This is a genomic window from Pseudomonas sp. St290 (assembly GCF_018325805.1).
GTDB classification, from domain to species: Bacteria; Pseudomonadota; Gammaproteobacteria; order Pseudomonadales; family Pseudomonadaceae; genus Aquipseudomonas; species Aquipseudomonas bijieensis.
The window spans coordinates 5,346,535-5,362,260 of the sequence record NZ_AP014703.1; the positions used below are offsets into that span (position 1 = coordinate 5,346,535).

Sequence of the window (15,726 nt, forward strand, 5' to 3'; positions counted from 1 at the left end):
CCTCTCAGGTGCCAGCCTTACTCAGCCTTTGGCTGTTCACGCAGACGGATGTGCAACTCGCGCAGCGCCTTGGCATCCACTACACCCGGCGCCTGGGTCATGACATCGGCCGCGCTCTGGGTTTTCGGGAATGCGATCACTTCACGGATCGACTGGGCGCCGGTCATCAGCATCACCAGGCGGTCCAGGCCGAAGGCCAGGCCACCGTGGGGCGGCGCACCGTACTTCAGCGCATCGAGCAGGAAGCCGAACTTCTCTTCCTGCTCAGCTTCGCTGATGCCCAGCAGGCGGAACACTGCCTGTTGCATTTCCTTGCGATGGATGCGGATCGAACCGCCACCCAACTCAGTGCCGTTCAGGACCATGTCGTAGGCGCGCGACAGAGCGGTAGCCGGGTTGGCCTCCAACTCTTGCGGCGAGCACTTCGGCGCGGTGAACGGGTGGTGCAGCGCGGAGAAGCTGCCGTCGTCGTTTTCTTCGAACATCGGGAAGTCAACGACCCACATCGGCGCCCACTCGCAGGTCAGCAGCTTCAGGTCGTGACCCAGCTTGATACGCAGCGCGCCCAGGGCTTCGCTGACGATCTTGGCCTTGTCGGCACCGAAGAACACGATGTCACCGTCAACCGCACCCACACGATCGAGGATCACATTGAGGTTGGCTTCAGGGATGTTCTTCACGATTGGCGATTGCAGGCCATCCACACCGGCGGCGCGCTCGTTGACCTTGATGTACGCCAGGCCCTTGGCACCGTAGATGCCGACGAACTTGGTGTAGTCGTCGATCTGCTTGCGCGGCATGCTGGCGCCGCCTGGAACACGCAGGGCCGCGATACGGCATTTCGGGTCGTTGGCCGGGCCGCTGAACACTTTGAACTCGACATCCTTGAGCTGATCGGCCACGTCCACCAGTTCCAGCGGGTTACGCAGGTCCGGCTTGTCGGAACCGTAGCGGCGCATGGCCTCTTCGAAGGTCATGTGCGGGAACTCGCCGAATTCCAGGCCCAGCACTTCCTTGAACAGGTTGCGGATCATGCCTTCGGTCAGGCCCATGATGTCTTTTTCGTCGAGGAAGCTGGTCTCGATGTCGATCTGAGTGAACTCAGGCTGACGGTCGGCACGCAGGTCCTCGTCGCGGAAGCACTTGGCGATCTGGTAGTAGCGATCGAACCCGGCCACCATCAGCAGTTGCTTGAACAACTGTGGCGATTGCGGCAAGGCAAAGAAGCTGCCGGGGTGGGTACGGCTCGGCACCAGGTAGTCGCGGGCGCCTTCCGGCGTGGCGCGGGTCAGGATCGGCGTCTCGACGTCGAGGAAGCCGTTCTCGTCCAGGTAGCGGCGGATGCTGGTGGTCATGCGCGAACGCAGACGCAGCTTCTCGGCCATTTCCGGGCGACGCAGGTCGATGAAGCGGTAGCGCAGGCGGGTTTCTTCGCCTACATCGGAGTATTCGTTGAGTGGGAACGGCGGGGTTTCCGCTTCGTTGAGTACTTCCAGCTCGTAGCCCAGCACTTCGATCATGCCAGACGCCATGTTGGCGTTGCTGGCGCCGGCCGGGCGCAGGCGCACCTTGCCGGTGATCTTGACCACGTATTCGCTGCGCACGCGGTCGGCGACGGCGAAGGTTTCAGCGCGATCCGGATCGAACACCACCTGGGCCAGGCCTTCACGATCACGGATATCGAGGAAAATCACCCCGCCATGGTCACGGCGACGATGGACCCATCCGCAAAGAGTAACTTCCTGACCTTCCAGGCTTTCGTTCAGTTGGCCGCAATAATGGCTGCGCATCATGGTAGTGGTTTCACTTCTCGTAATTCGAAATTCGGTTGGAGGCCCTGCCCGTGCAAGAACTCGCGCGTGTTCAACTCAATCAGCTTTGTCGCCACCGGCCAGGTTTTTCTTGGCGCCGGTCTTGAAGTCGGTTTCGTACCAGCCCGTGCCACCGAGGCGGAAACCAGGCATGGACAGCATCTTTTTCAGTTCCGGCGCCTGGCAGGCAGGGCAGTCGACCAGCGGTGCCGCGCTGATCTTTTGAATGGCTTCCATCTGATGACCACAGGAAGCACATTGATAGTCGTACATCGGCATGGGGTTGTCTCGGCGATCAGGTTACTCGCGCAAAGGCTGGGCTTTGCGGCAAAGAGCGGGATTATATCCATTAAATGCGGCCTGTGCAGCCGTAAGCGCACAGGCCGTTTGCGGTCCGGCCCAGCCATCAACCGGGCAGGTACCCCGTCAATGATTGCCCGCGACCTCCAACGCGGTGTCCTTCAAACTGTGCACCACGCAAACCACACGCACCAGCGCGCTGAAATTGCGCACGCCGCCATGGCGCAGGTGCACCTCCCTGTCCACATGGGACAGCAACGCACTGATGGAACAGCTGTTGAGCTGGGCCATGTCGCCGAGGATATCCCAATAGACCTGCTCCAGCCGCAGACAGGTGGCGAACCCGTTCAGACGAATGGATCGGGCCAGGGGACGGGCCAACTGCATATCGAATCCCCTGACGAATGGATCGACGCTGATGGACTGCAATCGTCCATGCACACCCTCCCCCGGTTCTTTTCCTTGAATCATACCGTTGACACTCCTTTGCCATACGAGCCTTTCAGTTGGGACAACCCATCTGTGGCTCTATGGAAGCTCAACGGCATGGCCAGTTCCAGACGACTTTATGACCATGGACGTAGGACAAGCCAACAGCAGGCAGGCGACGAATTACGCCGTCCTACACGCCACGGGCAGGGAATACTGCCCACACCGCGTCATCACCTGCCTGGGGTTTATTAGCCCTCCAGCAGCGCGCGCAACATCCACGCGGTCTTTTCGTGAACCTGCATGCGCTGGGTCAGCAGGTCGGCGGTGGGCTCATCACTGACCTTGTCCAATAAAGGAAAGATGCCGCGGGCCGTACGCGTCACCGCTTCCTGGCCCTCGACCAGTTGCCGGATCATGTCTTCGGCGCCAGGCACGCCTTCCTCTTCCTTGATGGAAGACAAGCGCGCGTACACCGAGTAGGCACCCGGGGCCGGAAAGCCCAGGGCGCGGATTCGCTCGGCGATCAGGTCCACCGCCAGGGCCAGCTCGTTGTATTGCTCCTCGAACATCAGGTGCAGCGTCCGAAACATCGGCCCCGTGACGTTCCAGTGGAAATTGTGGGTCTTGAGATACAGCACATAGGTGTCCGACAGCAGGCGCGAAAGCCCGTCGACGATGGATTTGCGGTCTTCTTCACTGATACCGATATCAATTGCCATGTTGGTTGATCTCCTGACGGTGATGAATTCGACAACGCCCCAAACTCTAGTGGTTTTGGCCGCCTATGGCCTGCGACAGATCGCCAGCCCTCCTGAACCGACAAGCAGGGACAGCGGGCGGTTCCGCCCCCCCGGGGAATTCAACGCCGTTTGCCTGGCACCTTCAAGCACCTGCGGTCTTTCCTGGCCGACGAACAGCGCGGTACGCGCCCGTAACGAGTTTGAGAAGCCCGGGTCTTTGCTGTTAAATAGGCAGTGTGTCGCTACGCTTATTTTCCCGGGCGTAACGCATAGGCTGATTCGGGTACGTGTCCAACGCCTCTCATTGCTTCGAAGCGAACCGCCCCCGACCAGCTCTTCCTTGTGATCTGTCTTAACCGTGAGCCAATCAAAATGTTGAAAATCGTCCACTTGCTAATGGGCGCAGCTGCCCTGCTGCTGTCCTTCATCCCTAGCCTGGGTTCCGAAGCCACACCTTACCTGCAACACCCCGACGCACTGTACCTGGCCTTCTTCGGCCTGCTCAACCTGACCCTCGCACCGGTTATCCCTTACTGGAACAAAGGTCCACGTCATCAACTGCAAAACCTGGTCAGCGCCCTGCTGGTGCTGGCCGTTGCCCTGCAAACCCTGGCCCTGCTGGCGCCTATGCCGGAAATCGGCGGTCAACCAGCCATTCTGTTCAGCCTGGGCGCAGCACTGCTCGCCGTGGCACTGCACCTGGCCGTCAGCTTCTACAAGAAGTCCTCGCCGGCCGCCGCAGCGCAGAACTACGACATGTCCAACCGCGATACCGGTACGGTGAAGTGGTTCAACACCTCCAAAGGGTTCGGCTTCATCTCCCGCGACTCCGGCGATGACATTTTCGTGCATTTCCGGGCCATTCGTGGCGAAGGCCATCGCGTCCTGGTGGAAGGCCAGCGCGTGGAGTTCTCCGTCATGAACCGTGACAAGGGCCTGCAGGCCGAAGATGTGATCGCCGCGCTGCCGCGCCGCTGATCCAAGCGTAAAAAAACCGCGATGCAGCCTGGCTGCTCGCGGTTTTTTATTGCCTGCCAATCGGCCAGGTCAGTAATGAGGGGGCGGCGCCTCTTCTTCGAAAGACTCGAACTGCCCGGCCATTTCTTCCTGACGCTTGAGCAACGCCGCCATTTGCAGCTGCAAACGCTCGACAATTCGCTGTTGCTCCACCAGCACGTCATTCAACGCCTGGATGGTGTCATCCTGAAAGGCCAGGCGGCTTTCCAGATCGGTTACTCGTTCTTCGAGGTTCATGGTTCAGCCCTCCAGAAACTTGAAATCATCGGCCAGGGCCACGCGCAAGCGCTCACGAATGGCAATCACCTGCTCTTCATTATAAGGCTGGGCCGGGTGCTTGCCCCAGACCGGCGCAGGCCAGGCGGCATCATCACGCTTGCGCACGATGACATGCATATGCAATTGACTGACGACGTTACCCAAGGTTGCAACGTTCATCTTGTCGGCATCGAACGAATCCTTGAGGGTTTCGGCCAATGCCGTGGTTTCTTTCCACAACTGCAATTGATCGGCGTCATCCAATTGAAACAATTCACTGATATTTTCTCGCCGCGGTACGAGGATGAACCACGGGTAGTTGGAGTCATTGGACAAGAGCAACCGGCACAACGGGAAATCGCCGATGGGCAATGTGTCTTGTTGCAGTCGTGGATCTAAGGCAAACACCGCGCGTACTCCTCGTTATTGATTCTGCCCGGCGCAACGACCCGCAGGCCTGCATCGGACACAGGCTAACAGCATAACCCCGAACATCGGATCGATCACTGCGTAGCGTCCCGATGGCGTCCTTCGAATGATTTTTTTCAACACACTGGCATCAACCTGTGCAAGCGGGCGCACCAACACAGCGCAAGCGGTGAGACCCGGTCCTGACAGGACCGTGCCAGGGCTGAGACAAAGCAGCGACTCTGTATGATTTTCGTACAGCTTGAAAATTTTTTGCACCAAAACAGCACAGTGCGTCTACGCTCAGTGCACAAAGTATCCGTGATTTACTCACTGGGTAGGGTGAACCGGTAACGTTTTGGGTTGTCTCGCGGCGTTTGTCGATGCCAAACACGAGAGCCGCACGGCAGTCAACCCTATTTAAAACAAGGCCTTTGGAGCCCGGTTTCATGAGGTTTCACCACGGCAAGCGCTAAAATGTGAAAAAAATGTAAACGAAATTCGGGTTTGAGCATGCTTGTTGCATTCATCCCCGTATCGCCTGAAAGGCCTCGCCGGAAGCGGGACCTTGCAGACAAACAAATTAAAGTGGCAAGGCTGCCCTCAGGAGCTTCAAGCGCGGTAATGACGGACTCTTTACACCGATGCCGGAAAAGAAAAACAACATTAAAGTTGTGAATACGGTTGCGTCGGATCAGCTGAAATGCGACATGGATCGAGCCATTGGCGACATGGTCGTAAAGAAGCTGAAAGGTTACATGGGCAAGTATCGCCAATAGGGTCGGCGTGATATAAGTTTGCGCCGACACAAAAAGAAAGAGCCGCCCAGATAATAAAACAGGTGGGACGGCAGTACTCTTCTAAAACCAAAGGAGCAAATCACGATGCGCGTGATGAAGTGGAGCATGATCGCACTGGCCGTTGCAGCAGCAGCCAGTACTCAAATGGCCTCGGCCGCACCTTTCGTAAGTGACCAGGCTGAAGCTAAAGGTTTTGTTGAAGACGCCAGCGCTAAACTGTTGCTGCGCAACTACTACTTCAACCGTGACCGGAAAGACGGTTCGAATGACCAGAAAGATTGGACCCAAGGCCTCTGGGGCAACTTCAACTCCGGTTACACTCAAGGTACCGTAGGCGTCGGCATTGACGCATTCGGTTACCTGGCTCTCAAGCTGGACGGTGGTGACGGTACCGGCGGCACCGGCAACATGAGCCGCGATGCCGATCTCGACGGCGATAACGATGCCGATGGCCACGTCAACGACAGCCAAGGCAAAGCCGGCGCAGCCATCAAGTTCCGCGTCTCCAAGACCGAGCTGAAAATCGGCGACCAACAGCCAAGCACTGCTCCAGTGTTCGCTGTAGGTGGTTCCCGCGTCCTGCCTCAAACTGCCAGCGGTTTCCAACTGCAGAGCAGCGAAGTCAAAGACCTGGACCTCGAAGCCGGTCACTTCTACTCGGGTACCAGCCAGGATCGCAACGCCCGTAATGGCGGCCTGTTCGCAACCTATGCTGGCGTAGAAGCCAACACTATCGACTACGCTGGCGGCAAATATGCCTTCAGCGACAACCTGAGCGCATCGATCTACGGCGCCCAGCTGGAAGACATCTGGAACCAGTACTACGGCAACCTGAACTACACCATCCCAATGGGTGGCGATCAGTCGCTGAACCTGGACGGTAACATCTACCGCACTACTGACACCGGTAGCTCCAAGGCCGGCGACATCAGCAACACCGCGTACTCTCTGGCAGCTGCTTTCTCGTTCTTGAAGGCACACACCATCACCGTTGCCTTCCAGAAAATCAACGGCGACACTCCGTTCGACTACATCGGTGTGGGTACTAACAACCGCGGCGGCGACTCGATCTTCCTCGCCAACTCCATCCAGTACTCTGACTTCAACGGCCCAGGCGAGAAATCTGCCCAGATCCGTTACGATCTGAAAATGGCTGAGTACGGCGTTCCAGGTCTGAGCTTCATGACCCGTTACGTAAAAGGTTGGGACATCGACGGCACCAACCTGTCTGCCAACAGCGCGTATCGTGATAGCCTGGGCAACCCTCTGTACGGTTCCGATGGCAAGCACAACGAAACCAACTTCGAAGCCAAGTACGTTGTTCAGTCTGGCCCGGCCAAAGATCTTTCCTTCCGTGTTCGTCAAGCCTGGCACTACGCTAACGCTGACGAAGGTGAAGGCGACGTCAAAGAGTTCCGCCTGATCGTCGACTACCCGATTTCGGTTCTGTAATTGCCGAAAGTCAGTTTGCGGTAATCAAAAAAAGGCCCATCTTCGGATGGGCCTTTTTTATTGGATCAACTTTTTACGCAAGCCCTGACCTAAAGGTCAAACAACAACCGTTCGAACATTACGCCGAGGTCGATTCCTGAACTACCCGAATCACTCGTTGTGGAAACGGAATATCAATCCCCGCATCCTTCAAACGATCCCGCGCCTGCTCATTGAGCATGAACATTACGTTCCAGTAGTCCGCGGTCTTGACCCAAATGCGCAGCGACACCGTGATGGAACTGTCACCCAAGGTGGAAATCACCGCTTCAGGTGCCGGATCAGTCAGCACGCGCTCATCCTTGGCCAATTCCAGCAACACCTCCCGGGCCTTTTGCAAGTCGGCCTGGTAATCCACGCCTACATCGAACACGACCTTGCGGGTCGGCTGGCGATTGGTGTTGGTGATGATGCCGTTCGACAGATTGCCGTTCGGCACAATGACGGTCTTGTTGTCACCGGTACGCAATACCGTATGGAAGATCTGGATGCTGTCGACCGTACCGGCCACTCCCTGGGCTTCGATCCAGTCACCGATACGGAACGGGCGGAACAGCAGGATCAGCACGCCGCCGGCGAAGTTCGCCAGGCTGCCTTGCAAGGCCAGGCCAATCGCCAGGCCGGCCGCACCGATGGCCGCGACGAACGAAGTGGTTTCCACACCGATCATCGAGGCGACACTGACGATCAGCAATATCTTCAGGATGATGTTGGCCAGGGTACTGATAAACCCTTGCAGTGCCAGGTCGGCGTTACGCAAGGCCAGCAACGCACCCAGCTTCTGCGTCACCTTGTTGATCAACCACCAGCCGATGGCCAGGGTGATAACCGCCAGCAGCACACGGCTGCCATATTCCATGATCATGGGGATCCAGGTCTGGGAAGCCTTGACCAGGTTGTCCACTTCAGCGTTCAAGTCCATCTACCTCTCCTTATTCCTGTTACCGCGAAAAAGACCAATCGAAACACATTGTGGCGAGGGGATTTATCCCCGCCGGGCTGCGTAGCAGCCCTGAAACCAGACAACTCGTTGGATCAGACAAATTGAGGTGACTGTTCTGGGACTGCTACGCAGCCCAGCGGGGATAAATCCCCTCGCCACGCCTATACACAACAAATGTGGGTCAATCGCGGAAGTTATTGAACTGCAGTGGCATGCCGAATTCCTTGCCACGCAGTGCCGCGATGGCTTCCTGCAAGTCGTCACGCTTCTTGCCCGTAACGCGCACCTGCTCGCCCTGGATGGCGGCTTGCACCTTGAGCTTGGCATCTTTGATGTGAGCGACGATTTTCTTCGCCAACTCCTTGTCGATGCCTTCCTTGAGTACGGCTTCCTGCTTCATCAGCTTGCCCGAGGCGTAGGCGTCCTTGACCTCAAGGCACTGCACGTCGATCTTGCGCTTGACCAGCGCCAGTTTGAGGATTTCGATCATCGCCTCCAGCTGGAACTCGGCCTCGGCGGTCAGGTTCACGGTCAGGTCCTTTTCCTTGAACTCGAAACTGCCCTTACCCTTGAGGTCATAACGACGGTCGAGTTCCTTGACGGCGTTTTCAACCGCGTTGGTGACTTCGTGTTTGTCCAGTTCGGATACCACGTCGAATGACGGCATGTAGTGTTCTCCAAATAAAAAGGCGCGCCAGTGACAACGGCGCGCGCTTGGCTTGTGGTTAAAATCGGGCTCATTATAACGGCTCTTTTCCTGCCGACACTGCGAGCCCTCAGATGCCTGCGCCAATCCGAGTAAAAAACTGATGTCCACCACCTGGCATGTCCTGGGCGCCGGCAGTCTCGGCACATTGTGGGCCACGCGCCTGGCCCGGGCCGGGTTGCCGGTACGGCTGGTGCTGCGCAACGACGCCCGCTTGCAGGCGTACCGAAACGCCGGTGGCCTGACGCTGGTGGAACAGGGACAGGCGCAGTGTTACCCGATACCAGGTGAAACGGCGGACAGCCCGGAGCCGATCAAGCGCCTGCTGCTGGCCTGCAAGGCCTACGACGCGGAAGCGGCCGTGAGCTCGGTGGCCCATCGCCTGGGCGACGAATCGGAACTGATCCTGTTGCAGAATGGCCTCGGCAGCCAGGACGCAGTGGCCAATTGTATGCCCCAGGCCCGGTGCATCAGCGCCTCCAGCACCGAAGGCGCGTTCCGCGACGGTGACTGGCGCGTGGTATTCGCCGGCCACGGCTACACCTGGCTCGGCGACCCTGCCCATCCAGTGGCGCCGTTCTGGCTGGACGACCTGGCCGCCGCCGGCATTCCCCACGCATGGAGCGCCGACATACTCACCCGGCTCTGGCGCAAACTGGCGCTCAACTGTGCAATCAATCCGCTGACCGTGCTGCACCACTGCAAGAACGGCGGCTTGCAGGAACACCGCTGCGAAGTGGCGACCCTGTGCGCGGAGCTCACGGACCTGCTCGAACGTTGCGGCCAGCCCGCGGCAGCCGAAGACTTGCAGCCGGAAGTCGAACGGGTGATCCAGGCCACCGCCGCCAACTACTCATCGATGTACCAGGACGTCAGCAATCGGCGTCGCACCGAAATCAGCTACCTGCTCGGTTACGCCTGCAAGGTCGCCCAACGCCACGAGCTGACCGTGCCGCACCTGGAACAACTGCGCCAGCGACTGATTGTCCACTTGCACAACCTCGGATTGCCCAGCGACTGAGCAGCGGCTACGCTGGCCCTCGTGTTCCTTCTAAGCGACGAGTCTGATGCCATTGCGCCAGCGCCTTGAAAACCTCCCGGTCGGCCAGAAACTGCTGGCCGCTCTGTTGGTGTTGTTGACCACTGTCCTGTTGGTGGCCAACCTGACCTTTATCAGCGCCGCCTACTACATATCCCAGGAAAGCATGGCGCCCCAGGCCCTGCAGACCATTGGCCGGCTGGTGGCCAACCCGAGCCTGATCTCCGACGCCCTGCAATCGCCGCAAAGTGCCCAGCGCCTGCTCGATGAGCTCAACAGCTACGCACCGCTACGGGCGGCGGCGCTGTACGACGGCCAAGGTGAACGCCTGGCCCAACTGCAACAAGGCGAAAAGCTCAAGCTGCCGGAGCATTACCGCAATATACAAGCCTGGCAGGCGAACGAATTTCGCAGCAACCAGGTCATCACCCTGCCCCGTCCCGGCACGCTGCCGGGCCATCTGTTACTGGTGGCCAGCAGCGAACTGCCAACCGCGTTCTACACCGGCACCCTGACCGCCAGCCTCGGCATCCTGATTTTCAGCGTATTGCTGTGGCTGATCATTGCCCAGCAGATCAAACGCCTGATCACCCAGCCGATTCATCAACTCGAAGAACTCTCGCGCCAGGTCACTCGCGAGGAGAACTATTCCCTGCGCGCCGCACGCGGTAATCACGATGAGATCGGCAGCCTGGCCGAGGCGTTCAACACCATGTTGTCGCGGATCGAAGCCCGCGAGCAGCAACTCAAGCGCGCGCGAGACGACTCCCAGGCCGCCTACGACCAGGCCCAGGGCCTGGCGGAAGAAACCCGCCATACCAATCGCAAGCTGGAACTGGAAGTCCAGGTGCGCAGCAAGATCGAGAAAAAACTCACGGGCTTTCAGAATTACCTCAACAGCATCATCGACTCCATGCCGTCAGCGCTGATCGCCCTCGACGAACAGCTCTACGTCACCCAATGGAACCAGGAGGCCAGCGCCCTCTCCGGCACGCGTCTGGACGAGGCCCTGAACCAGCCGATCTTCCTCGCCTTCGAACCGCTCAAGCCATACCTGCCCCAGCTCAAGCAGACTGTCGAGCAACATACGGTCGCCAAGATCGAGCGCGTCACCTGGACCAAGGACGACGAAGCCCGGCATTACGCCCTCACGTTCTACCCACTGATGGGCGGCGCCGGGCGGGGCGTGGTGATCCGCATCGATGACATTACCCAACGCCTGTCGCTGGAAGAAATGATGGTGCAATCGGAGAAAATGCTCTCGGTCGGCGGCCTCGCGGCGGGCATGGCCCACGAGATCAACAACCCTTTGGGCGCCATCCTGCATAACGTACAAAATATCCGTCGACGCCTGTCGCCGGAATTGCCGAAGAACCTTGAACAGGCCGAGCAATTGGGTATCGAGTTGCAGGAGGTCAATCGCTATCTCCAGGGTCGGGAGATCCCGCAGTTGCTCGACGGCATCCAGCAGGCCGGTGCCCGGGCCGCGAAAATCGTCACCCACATGCTCAGCTTCAGCCGCCGCAGCACACGGCAGATGGCGCCCTGTGACCTACCGGCGCTGATCGACCAGGCGGTGGAAATCGCCGGTAACGACTTCGACCTGGCGATCGGCTTCGACTTCAAGGGCCAGGCGATCATCCGTCAGTTCGATCCGAACCTGGGCCCGGTGCCCGGCACCGCCAACGAGCTGGAACAGGTGCTGCTCAACCTGCTGAAAAACGCCGCCCAGGCGATCCACCAACGCCAGGACGACAGCGAACCGGGGCGCATTATCCTGCGCACGCGGTTGAATCCGCCGTGGGCGGAAATCCAGGTCGAGGACAACGGCATCGGCATGAGCGAGAACGTGCGCAAGCGCACCTTCGAGCCATTCTTCACCACCAAGGAGATCGGCCAGGGCACGGGCCTTGGGTTGTCGGTCTCGTACTTCATCATCACCAATAACCACAAGGGCCAGATGGAAGTGCAGTCGGCGCCGGGCCAAGGCACCTGCTTCACCTTGCGCCTGCCCCTGGCGGGCACCTCGATGGTGGCGCAGGAAAACAAACAACTGGAGCGCTGAGCATGGGCTTTCGCCTGTCGAAGATTTACACCCGCACCGGCGACAAAGGTGAAACCGGGTTGGGCGATGGTCGCCGCGTGGCAAAGGACCACCCACGGGTCGAGGCCATCGGTGAAGTGGATACGCTGAACAGTCAGCTAGGGTTGTTGCTGGCCGGGCTCGCCGCTGAAACGGCCCGGTACCCGGGCCTGAAGGAGGTCAGCGATGTGCTGGTGCCTTGCCAGCATCGACTGTTCGACTTGGGTGGCGAACTGGCGATGCCGGCGTACCAGGCGTTGAACGCGGCGGAAATCGAGCGGCTGGAAGCGGCGATCGATGTGTGGAACGAGGAACTGGGCCCCCTGGAAAACTTCATCCTGCCCGGTGGCTCGACGTTGATAGCCCAGGCCCACGTCTGCCGCAGCCTGGCCCGCAGCGCCGAGCGCCGTTGCCAGCACTTGAACGCCGTGGAGCCACTGGCCGGGCCGGGGTTGGCCTATATCAATCGGTTGTCGGACTTGTTGTTCGTCGCGGCGCGGGTGATTGCCCGGCGCCAGGGAGTGGCGGAGGTGTTGTGGGAGGCGGCGGTCAAGCCTGGGAGCTGAATGAGTCGCCTGTCAGGGCCCCATCGCGAGCAGGCTCGCTCCCACACTGGCTCTGCGGAGTTCCCCCCTGTGGGAGCGAGCCTGCTCGCGATGAGGCCTGCCCATTCACCACAGAATCAAGCCCCAGGCCAAAACGCCCGAATCCCCGCCACACCCTGCGCCCCGGCTTCCCAGGCTTTTTGCCGTTCGCCAGGCCCTACCCCACCCAACAGATAGACCGGCTTGTTGAAACCCTCGATCAACCGAGCGGCTTCTGCCCATCCCAAGGGCTGGGCATCAGGGTGAGTCTGGGTCGGTTGCACCGGCGAGAGCGTCACGAAATCCACGTCCATCTGCTGCGCCAAAGCCAATTCCTCGGCGTTATGACAGGAGGCCGCCAGCCAGCGATCCTTGCCGAACGGTCGACCGGCCGCTGCATGCTTGCGCAATTGTGCTGCGGTGATATGCCAACCTGCGGAGGGAAAGTCCCCCAGCCATTCGAACGGCCCCTTGAGCATCAGTTGGGCCTTGCCGGCGCACAACCCCGCCGCATCCACCGCCAGGTCGCGGTATTGCGGGTCGTAGCCGTTGGGGGCACGTAGCTGGACCAACTTGATCCCGCCAGCGATCGCCTTCTGCATGCCGCGCAGCAAGGCCGGCGTCTCCAGGCCATCAGGGGTAATCAGGTATTCACCCGGTAAACGAGCCGCCGCGACAATCGGCTGATTGGCCGCTGGAAACTCATGGTTCGGCAGGTCGCGGGCCGTCACCCAGGCCAACGGCTGCCCTTCGGCACCGTGGGGCTCGCCGGTGAACGCCGAGACTTCCCAGACATCCAGCAACACCTGTTTGTCCGGGTAATCGTGGCGCACCTTGATCAACGGCCGGGCGGCATCGACGACAATGCCCAGCTCCTCATGAAGCTCACGGGCCAGGGCGGTTTCGACGGACTCATCGGCCTCGACCTTGCCACCAGGAAATTCCCACAGGCCGCCCTGGTGCTGGGTGTCGGCCCGTCGGGCGATCAGGATTTTGCCGACGGCATCGCGAATGACCGCCGCCGCCACATGAACTCGTTTCACCGCGCAGTTTCCTCCAGGCCAGCCTGTTGCCACGCCTTGAACGCCGGCCATTGATAAAGGGTTTCGACGTAGGCCGCATCGACCTTCGACAGGGCCACCTGATAAGTGCGCAAGCGCACGGCAACAGGGGCAAAAAACGCATCGGCCAGGCTGACGCGACCAAACAGGTAGGGGCCGGTTTCGGTCGCCGCGTCACGGCATTCGGCCCACAGCGCCAGCAGCCGCTCGATTTCCGCCTGGACGTCAGCCGGCACGGGCGACAATGGCGCATCGCGCAACAGGTCAAACGGCATGTTGCTGCGGATAGCGAAAAAACCGCTGTGCATTTGCGCACAGGCCGAGCGTGCCTGAGCCCGGGCGGCGACATCCTTGGGCCAGAGACCGGCATCCGGAAACTGCTCGGCCAGGTATTCGGCAATCGCCAAGGAATCGGCGATCACGCCAAATTCAGTCTTGAGCAACGGGACCTTGGCCGTGGCCGAATACTTGAGCAGTTTCTCACGGGTATCGGGTTGGTCGAGCCTGACCAGCTCTTCGGTGTACTTCGCGCCGGTCAATGCCAGGGCGAGCGCGCCGCGCATGGACCAGGAGGATAGATCTTTATCGCCGATGATCAGGTGCAGGCTCATGTGGATTCCTTTCTTATGGTTCTGGGGTGTCTGTACTGGCACCATCGCGAGCAGGCTCGCTCCCACAGGTAGATTGGTGGTGTGAACACTTTCTATGTCACCCAACAATTCCCCTGTGGGAGCGAGCCTGCTCGCGATAGGAGCGACTCAGACCCGAGCGTATTAAGTCCGGTACTCAGCGTTGATCTTCACATACTCGTGGGACAGGTCGGTAGTCCAGATCGTTTCGCTGCAAGCACCACGCCCCAGCTCGATACGGATGGTGATCTCTTCCTGTTGCATCACCGCCGCCCCCTGGGCTTCGGTATAGGTCGCAGCGCGAGCACCCTGGCTGGCGATACAGACTTCACCGAGGAACACGTCGATCTTGCTCACGTCCAGCTCCGGCACGCCGGCACGGCCAACGGCGGCGAGGATCCGGCCCCAGTTCGGGTCAGAGGCGAACAGCGCGGTCTTGATCAGCGGCGAGTGGGCCACGGTGTAGCCGACATCCAGGCATTCCTGGTGATTGCCACCACCATTGACCTGCACGGTCACGAACTTGGTCGCGCCTTCGCCGTCACGCACGATGGCCTGGGCCACTTCCATGCACACTTCGAACACTGCCTGCTTCAGGGCGGCGAACAGCGGCCCACTGGCCTCGGTGATCTCCGGCAGGTTGGCCTTGCCGGTGGCGATCAGCATGCAGCAGTCGTTGGTGGAGGTGTCGCCGTCGATGGTGATGCGGTTGAACGACTTGTTGGCGCCGTCGAGCATCAGGTCTTGCAGCACCTGCCGGGAAACCTTGGCGTCGGTGGCGATGTAGCCGAGCATGGTCGCCATGTTCGGGCGGATCATGCCGGCGCCTTTGCTGATGCCGGTGACGGTGACGGTCACGCCGTCGTGCTGGAACTGACGACTCGCGCCCTTGGGCAGGGTGTCGGTGGTCATGATGCCAGTGGCGGCCGCGGCCCAGTTGTTTTCCGACAGGTCATCGAGCGCCGCCTGCAGCGCGCCCTCGATCTTCTCGACCGGCAGCGGTTCGCCGATCACGCCGGTGGAATACGGCAGCACCTGGCTGGCATCGACGCCGGTCAGCTCCGCCAGCTTGGCGCAGGTGCGCTCGGCGGCGGCCAGGCCTGGCGCGCCGGTGCCGGCGTTGGCGTTACCGGTGTTGGTCAGCAAGTAACGCACCGGCCCCTGTACGCGCTGCTTGGCCAGGATGACCGGAGCTGCGCAAAAGGCGTTGAGGGTGAACACCCCAGCGACCGTCGAACCTTCGGCGCAACGCATGACCACGACGTCCTTGCGCCCGGGGCGCTTGATGCCCGCCGAAGCGATACCGAGTTCAAAACCGGCAACCGGGTGCAACGTTGGCAACGGACCAAGACCAACAGCCATGAATGCGCTCCTAAATTAGATGTATATCGACGCCGTCCTCATCGAAACGGCGAATCAAATGG

16 protein-coding genes are annotated in these 15,726 nt (G+C 60.1%); 5 read left to right on the forward strand and 11 right to left on the reverse strand.

Going from position 1 to position 15,726, the window contains the following annotated elements; translation table 11 throughout:
• Positions 1-17: 17 nt before the first annotated feature.
• From aspS to PBDP_RS23345, 4 genes are all read right to left on the reverse strand, one after another.
• On the reverse strand, positions 18-1,793 hold the full coding sequence (gene aspS / locus PBDP_RS23330) for an aspartate--tRNA ligase (protein WP_109753805.1): 1,776 nt from the start codon (positions 1,791-1,793) through the stop codon (positions 18-20).
• A 75-nt stretch (positions 1,794-1,868) separates the two neighbouring features.
• Positions 1,869-2,090 (reverse strand): FmdB family zinc ribbon protein, encoded by a 222-nt coding sequence (locus tag PBDP_RS23335; RefSeq protein ID WP_003178589.1) that lies wholly within the window; start codon positions 2,088-2,090, stop codon positions 1,869-1,871.
• A gap of 147 nt (positions 2,091-2,237) precedes the next feature.
• Positions 2,238-2,582 carry a ribbon-helix-helix domain-containing protein gene (locus PBDP_RS23340; protein WP_163856987.1) on the reverse strand — a complete coding sequence of 115 codons (345 nt, stop codon included), beginning with the start codon at positions 2,580-2,582 and terminating at the stop codon, positions 2,238-2,240.
• Between the two features lie 209 nt (positions 2,583-2,791).
• Positions 2,792-3,262, reverse strand: a complete 471-nt coding sequence (locus PBDP_RS23345; protein WP_003205047.1) for a Dps family protein — start codon at positions 3,260-3,262, stop codon at positions 2,792-2,794.
• A 393-nt stretch (positions 3,263-3,655) separates the two neighbouring features.
• Between PBDP_RS23345 and PBDP_RS30140 the strand changes: the two genes are divergently transcribed.
• Positions 3,656-4,261 (forward strand): cold-shock protein, encoded by a 606-nt coding sequence (locus PBDP_RS30140; protein WP_003205048.1) that lies wholly within the window; start codon positions 3,656-3,658, stop codon positions 4,259-4,261.
• Between the two features lie 69 nt (positions 4,262-4,330).
• On the opposite strand, the gene PBDP_RS23355 is transcribed toward PBDP_RS30140, so the two are convergent.
• Positions 4,331-4,537, reverse strand: coding sequence for a SlyX family protein (locus PBDP_RS23355; protein WP_030140808.1), 207 nt, complete (start codon positions 4,535-4,537; stop codon positions 4,331-4,333).
• A 3-nt stretch (positions 4,538-4,540) separates the two neighbouring features.
• Entirely contained in the window at positions 4,541-4,966 is a 426-nt protein-coding gene (locus tag PBDP_RS23360; RefSeq protein ID WP_109753803.1) for an HIT domain-containing protein, read from the reverse strand.
• An 884-nt stretch (positions 4,967-5,850) separates the two neighbouring features.
• Here PBDP_RS23360 and PBDP_RS23365 point away from each other — a divergent pair.
• Positions 5,851-7,218, forward strand: a complete 1,368-nt coding sequence (locus tag PBDP_RS23365) for an OprD family porin (RefSeq protein WP_212801384.1) — start codon at positions 5,851-5,853, stop codon at positions 7,216-7,218.
• A gap of 118 nt (positions 7,219-7,336) precedes the next feature.
• Here the strand turns inward: PBDP_RS23365 and PBDP_RS23370 are convergent, their stop codons facing one another.
• Complete coding sequence (locus tag PBDP_RS23370; RefSeq protein ID WP_109753801.1) at positions 7,337-8,179, reverse strand: mechanosensitive ion channel family protein; 843 nt, start codon at positions 8,177-8,179, stop codon at positions 7,337-7,339.
• A gap of 202 nt (positions 8,180-8,381) precedes the next feature.
• Positions 8,382-8,867 (reverse strand): YajQ family cyclic di-GMP-binding protein, encoded by a 486-nt coding sequence (locus tag PBDP_RS23375; RefSeq protein WP_060740892.1) that lies wholly within the window; start codon positions 8,865-8,867, stop codon positions 8,382-8,384.
• A gap of 142 nt (positions 8,868-9,009) precedes the next feature.
• Between PBDP_RS23375 and PBDP_RS23380 the strand changes: the two genes are divergently transcribed.
• The 3 genes from PBDP_RS23380 to PBDP_RS23390 are packed head-to-tail and all read left to right on the forward strand — an operon-like array spanning position 9,010 to position 12,594.
• Positions 9,010-9,927, forward strand: a complete 918-nt coding sequence (locus PBDP_RS23380) for a putative 2-dehydropantoate 2-reductase (RefSeq protein ID WP_116833330.1) — start codon at positions 9,010-9,012, stop codon at positions 9,925-9,927.
• A gap of 46 nt (positions 9,928-9,973) precedes the next feature.
• Positions 9,974-12,010, forward strand: coding sequence for a sensor histidine kinase (locus PBDP_RS23385; protein ID WP_116833331.1), 2,037 nt, complete (start codon positions 9,974-9,976; stop codon positions 12,008-12,010).
• Between the two features lie 2 nt (positions 12,011-12,012).
• Positions 12,013-12,594, forward strand: a complete 582-nt coding sequence (locus PBDP_RS23390) for a cob(I)yrinic acid a,c-diamide adenosyltransferase (RefSeq protein WP_212801385.1) — start codon at positions 12,013-12,015, stop codon at positions 12,592-12,594.
• 116 nt (positions 12,595-12,710) lie between these two features.
• Here the strand turns inward: PBDP_RS23390 and PBDP_RS23395 are convergent, their stop codons facing one another.
• From PBDP_RS23395 to argJ, 3 genes are all read right to left on the reverse strand, one after another.
• Positions 12,711-13,655: a Nudix family hydrolase gene (locus PBDP_RS23395; RefSeq protein WP_212801386.1), complete on the reverse strand. Its 945-nt coding sequence runs from the start codon at positions 13,653-13,655 to the stop codon at positions 12,711-12,713.
• Positions 13,652-14,284, reverse strand: a complete 633-nt coding sequence (locus tag PBDP_RS23400; protein ID WP_212801387.1) for a glutathione S-transferase family protein — start codon at positions 14,282-14,284, stop codon at positions 13,652-13,654. Before PBDP_RS23400 ends, PBDP_RS23395 begins: the two co-directional genes overlap by 4 nt.
• Positions 14,285-14,446: 162 nt before the next feature.
• Positions 14,447-15,664 (reverse strand): bifunctional glutamate N-acetyltransferase/amino-acid acetyltransferase ArgJ, encoded by a 1,218-nt coding sequence (gene argJ / locus PBDP_RS23405; protein WP_109753795.1) that lies wholly within the window; start codon positions 15,662-15,664, stop codon positions 14,447-14,449.
• Between the last annotated feature and the right edge of the window lie 62 nt (positions 15,665-15,726).

Bases quoted from the DNA above. Each gene is read 5' to 3' on its own strand.
- PBDP_RS23400 (WP_212801387.1), bottom strand. From the start codon at position 14,284: ATGAGCCTGCACCTGATCATCGGCGATAAAGATCTATCCTCCTGGTCC.
- PBDP_RS23385 (WP_116833331.1), top strand. From the start codon at position 9,974: ATGCCATTGCGCCAGCGCCTTGAAAACCTCCCGGTCGGCCAGAAACTG.
- PBDP_RS30140 (WP_003205048.1), top strand. From the start codon at position 3,656: ATGTTGAAAATCGTCCACTTGCTAATGGGCGCAGCTGCCCTGCTGCTG.
- PBDP_RS23390 (WP_212801385.1), top strand. From the start codon at position 12,013: ATGGGCTTTCGCCTGTCGAAGATTTACACCCGCACCGGCGACAAAGGT.
- PBDP_RS23345 (WP_003205047.1), bottom strand. From the start codon at position 3,262: ATGGCAATTGATATCGGTATCAGTGAAGAAGACCGCAAATCCATCGTC.
- PBDP_RS23380 (WP_116833330.1), top strand. From the start codon at position 9,010: ATGTCCACCACCTGGCATGTCCTGGGCGCCGGCAGTCTCGGCACATTG.
- argJ (WP_109753795.1), bottom strand. From the start codon at position 15,664: ATGGCTGTTGGTCTTGGTCCGTTGCCAACGTTGCACCCGGTTGCCGGT.
- aspS (WP_109753805.1), bottom strand. From the start codon at position 1,793: ATGATGCGCAGCCATTATTGCGGCCAACTGAACGAAAGCCTGGAAGGT.
- PBDP_RS23370 (WP_109753801.1), bottom strand. From the start codon at position 8,179: ATGGACTTGAACGCTGAAGTGGACAACCTGGTCAAGGCTTCCCAGACC.
- PBDP_RS23335 (WP_003178589.1), bottom strand. From the start codon at position 2,090: ATGCCGATGTACGACTATCAATGTGCTTCCTGTGGTCATCAGATGGAA.
- PBDP_RS23355 (WP_030140808.1), bottom strand. From the start codon at position 4,537: ATGAACCTCGAAGAACGAGTAACCGATCTGGAAAGCCGCCTGGCCTTT.
- PBDP_RS23375 (WP_060740892.1), bottom strand. From the start codon at position 8,867: ATGCCGTCATTCGACGTGGTATCCGAACTGGACAAACACGAAGTCACC.
- PBDP_RS23365 (WP_212801384.1), top strand. From the start codon at position 5,851: ATGCGCGTGATGAAGTGGAGCATGATCGCACTGGCCGTTGCAGCAGCA.
- PBDP_RS23340 (WP_163856987.1), bottom strand. From the start codon at position 2,582: ATGATTCAAGGAAAAGAACCGGGGGAGGGTGTGCATGGACGATTGCAG.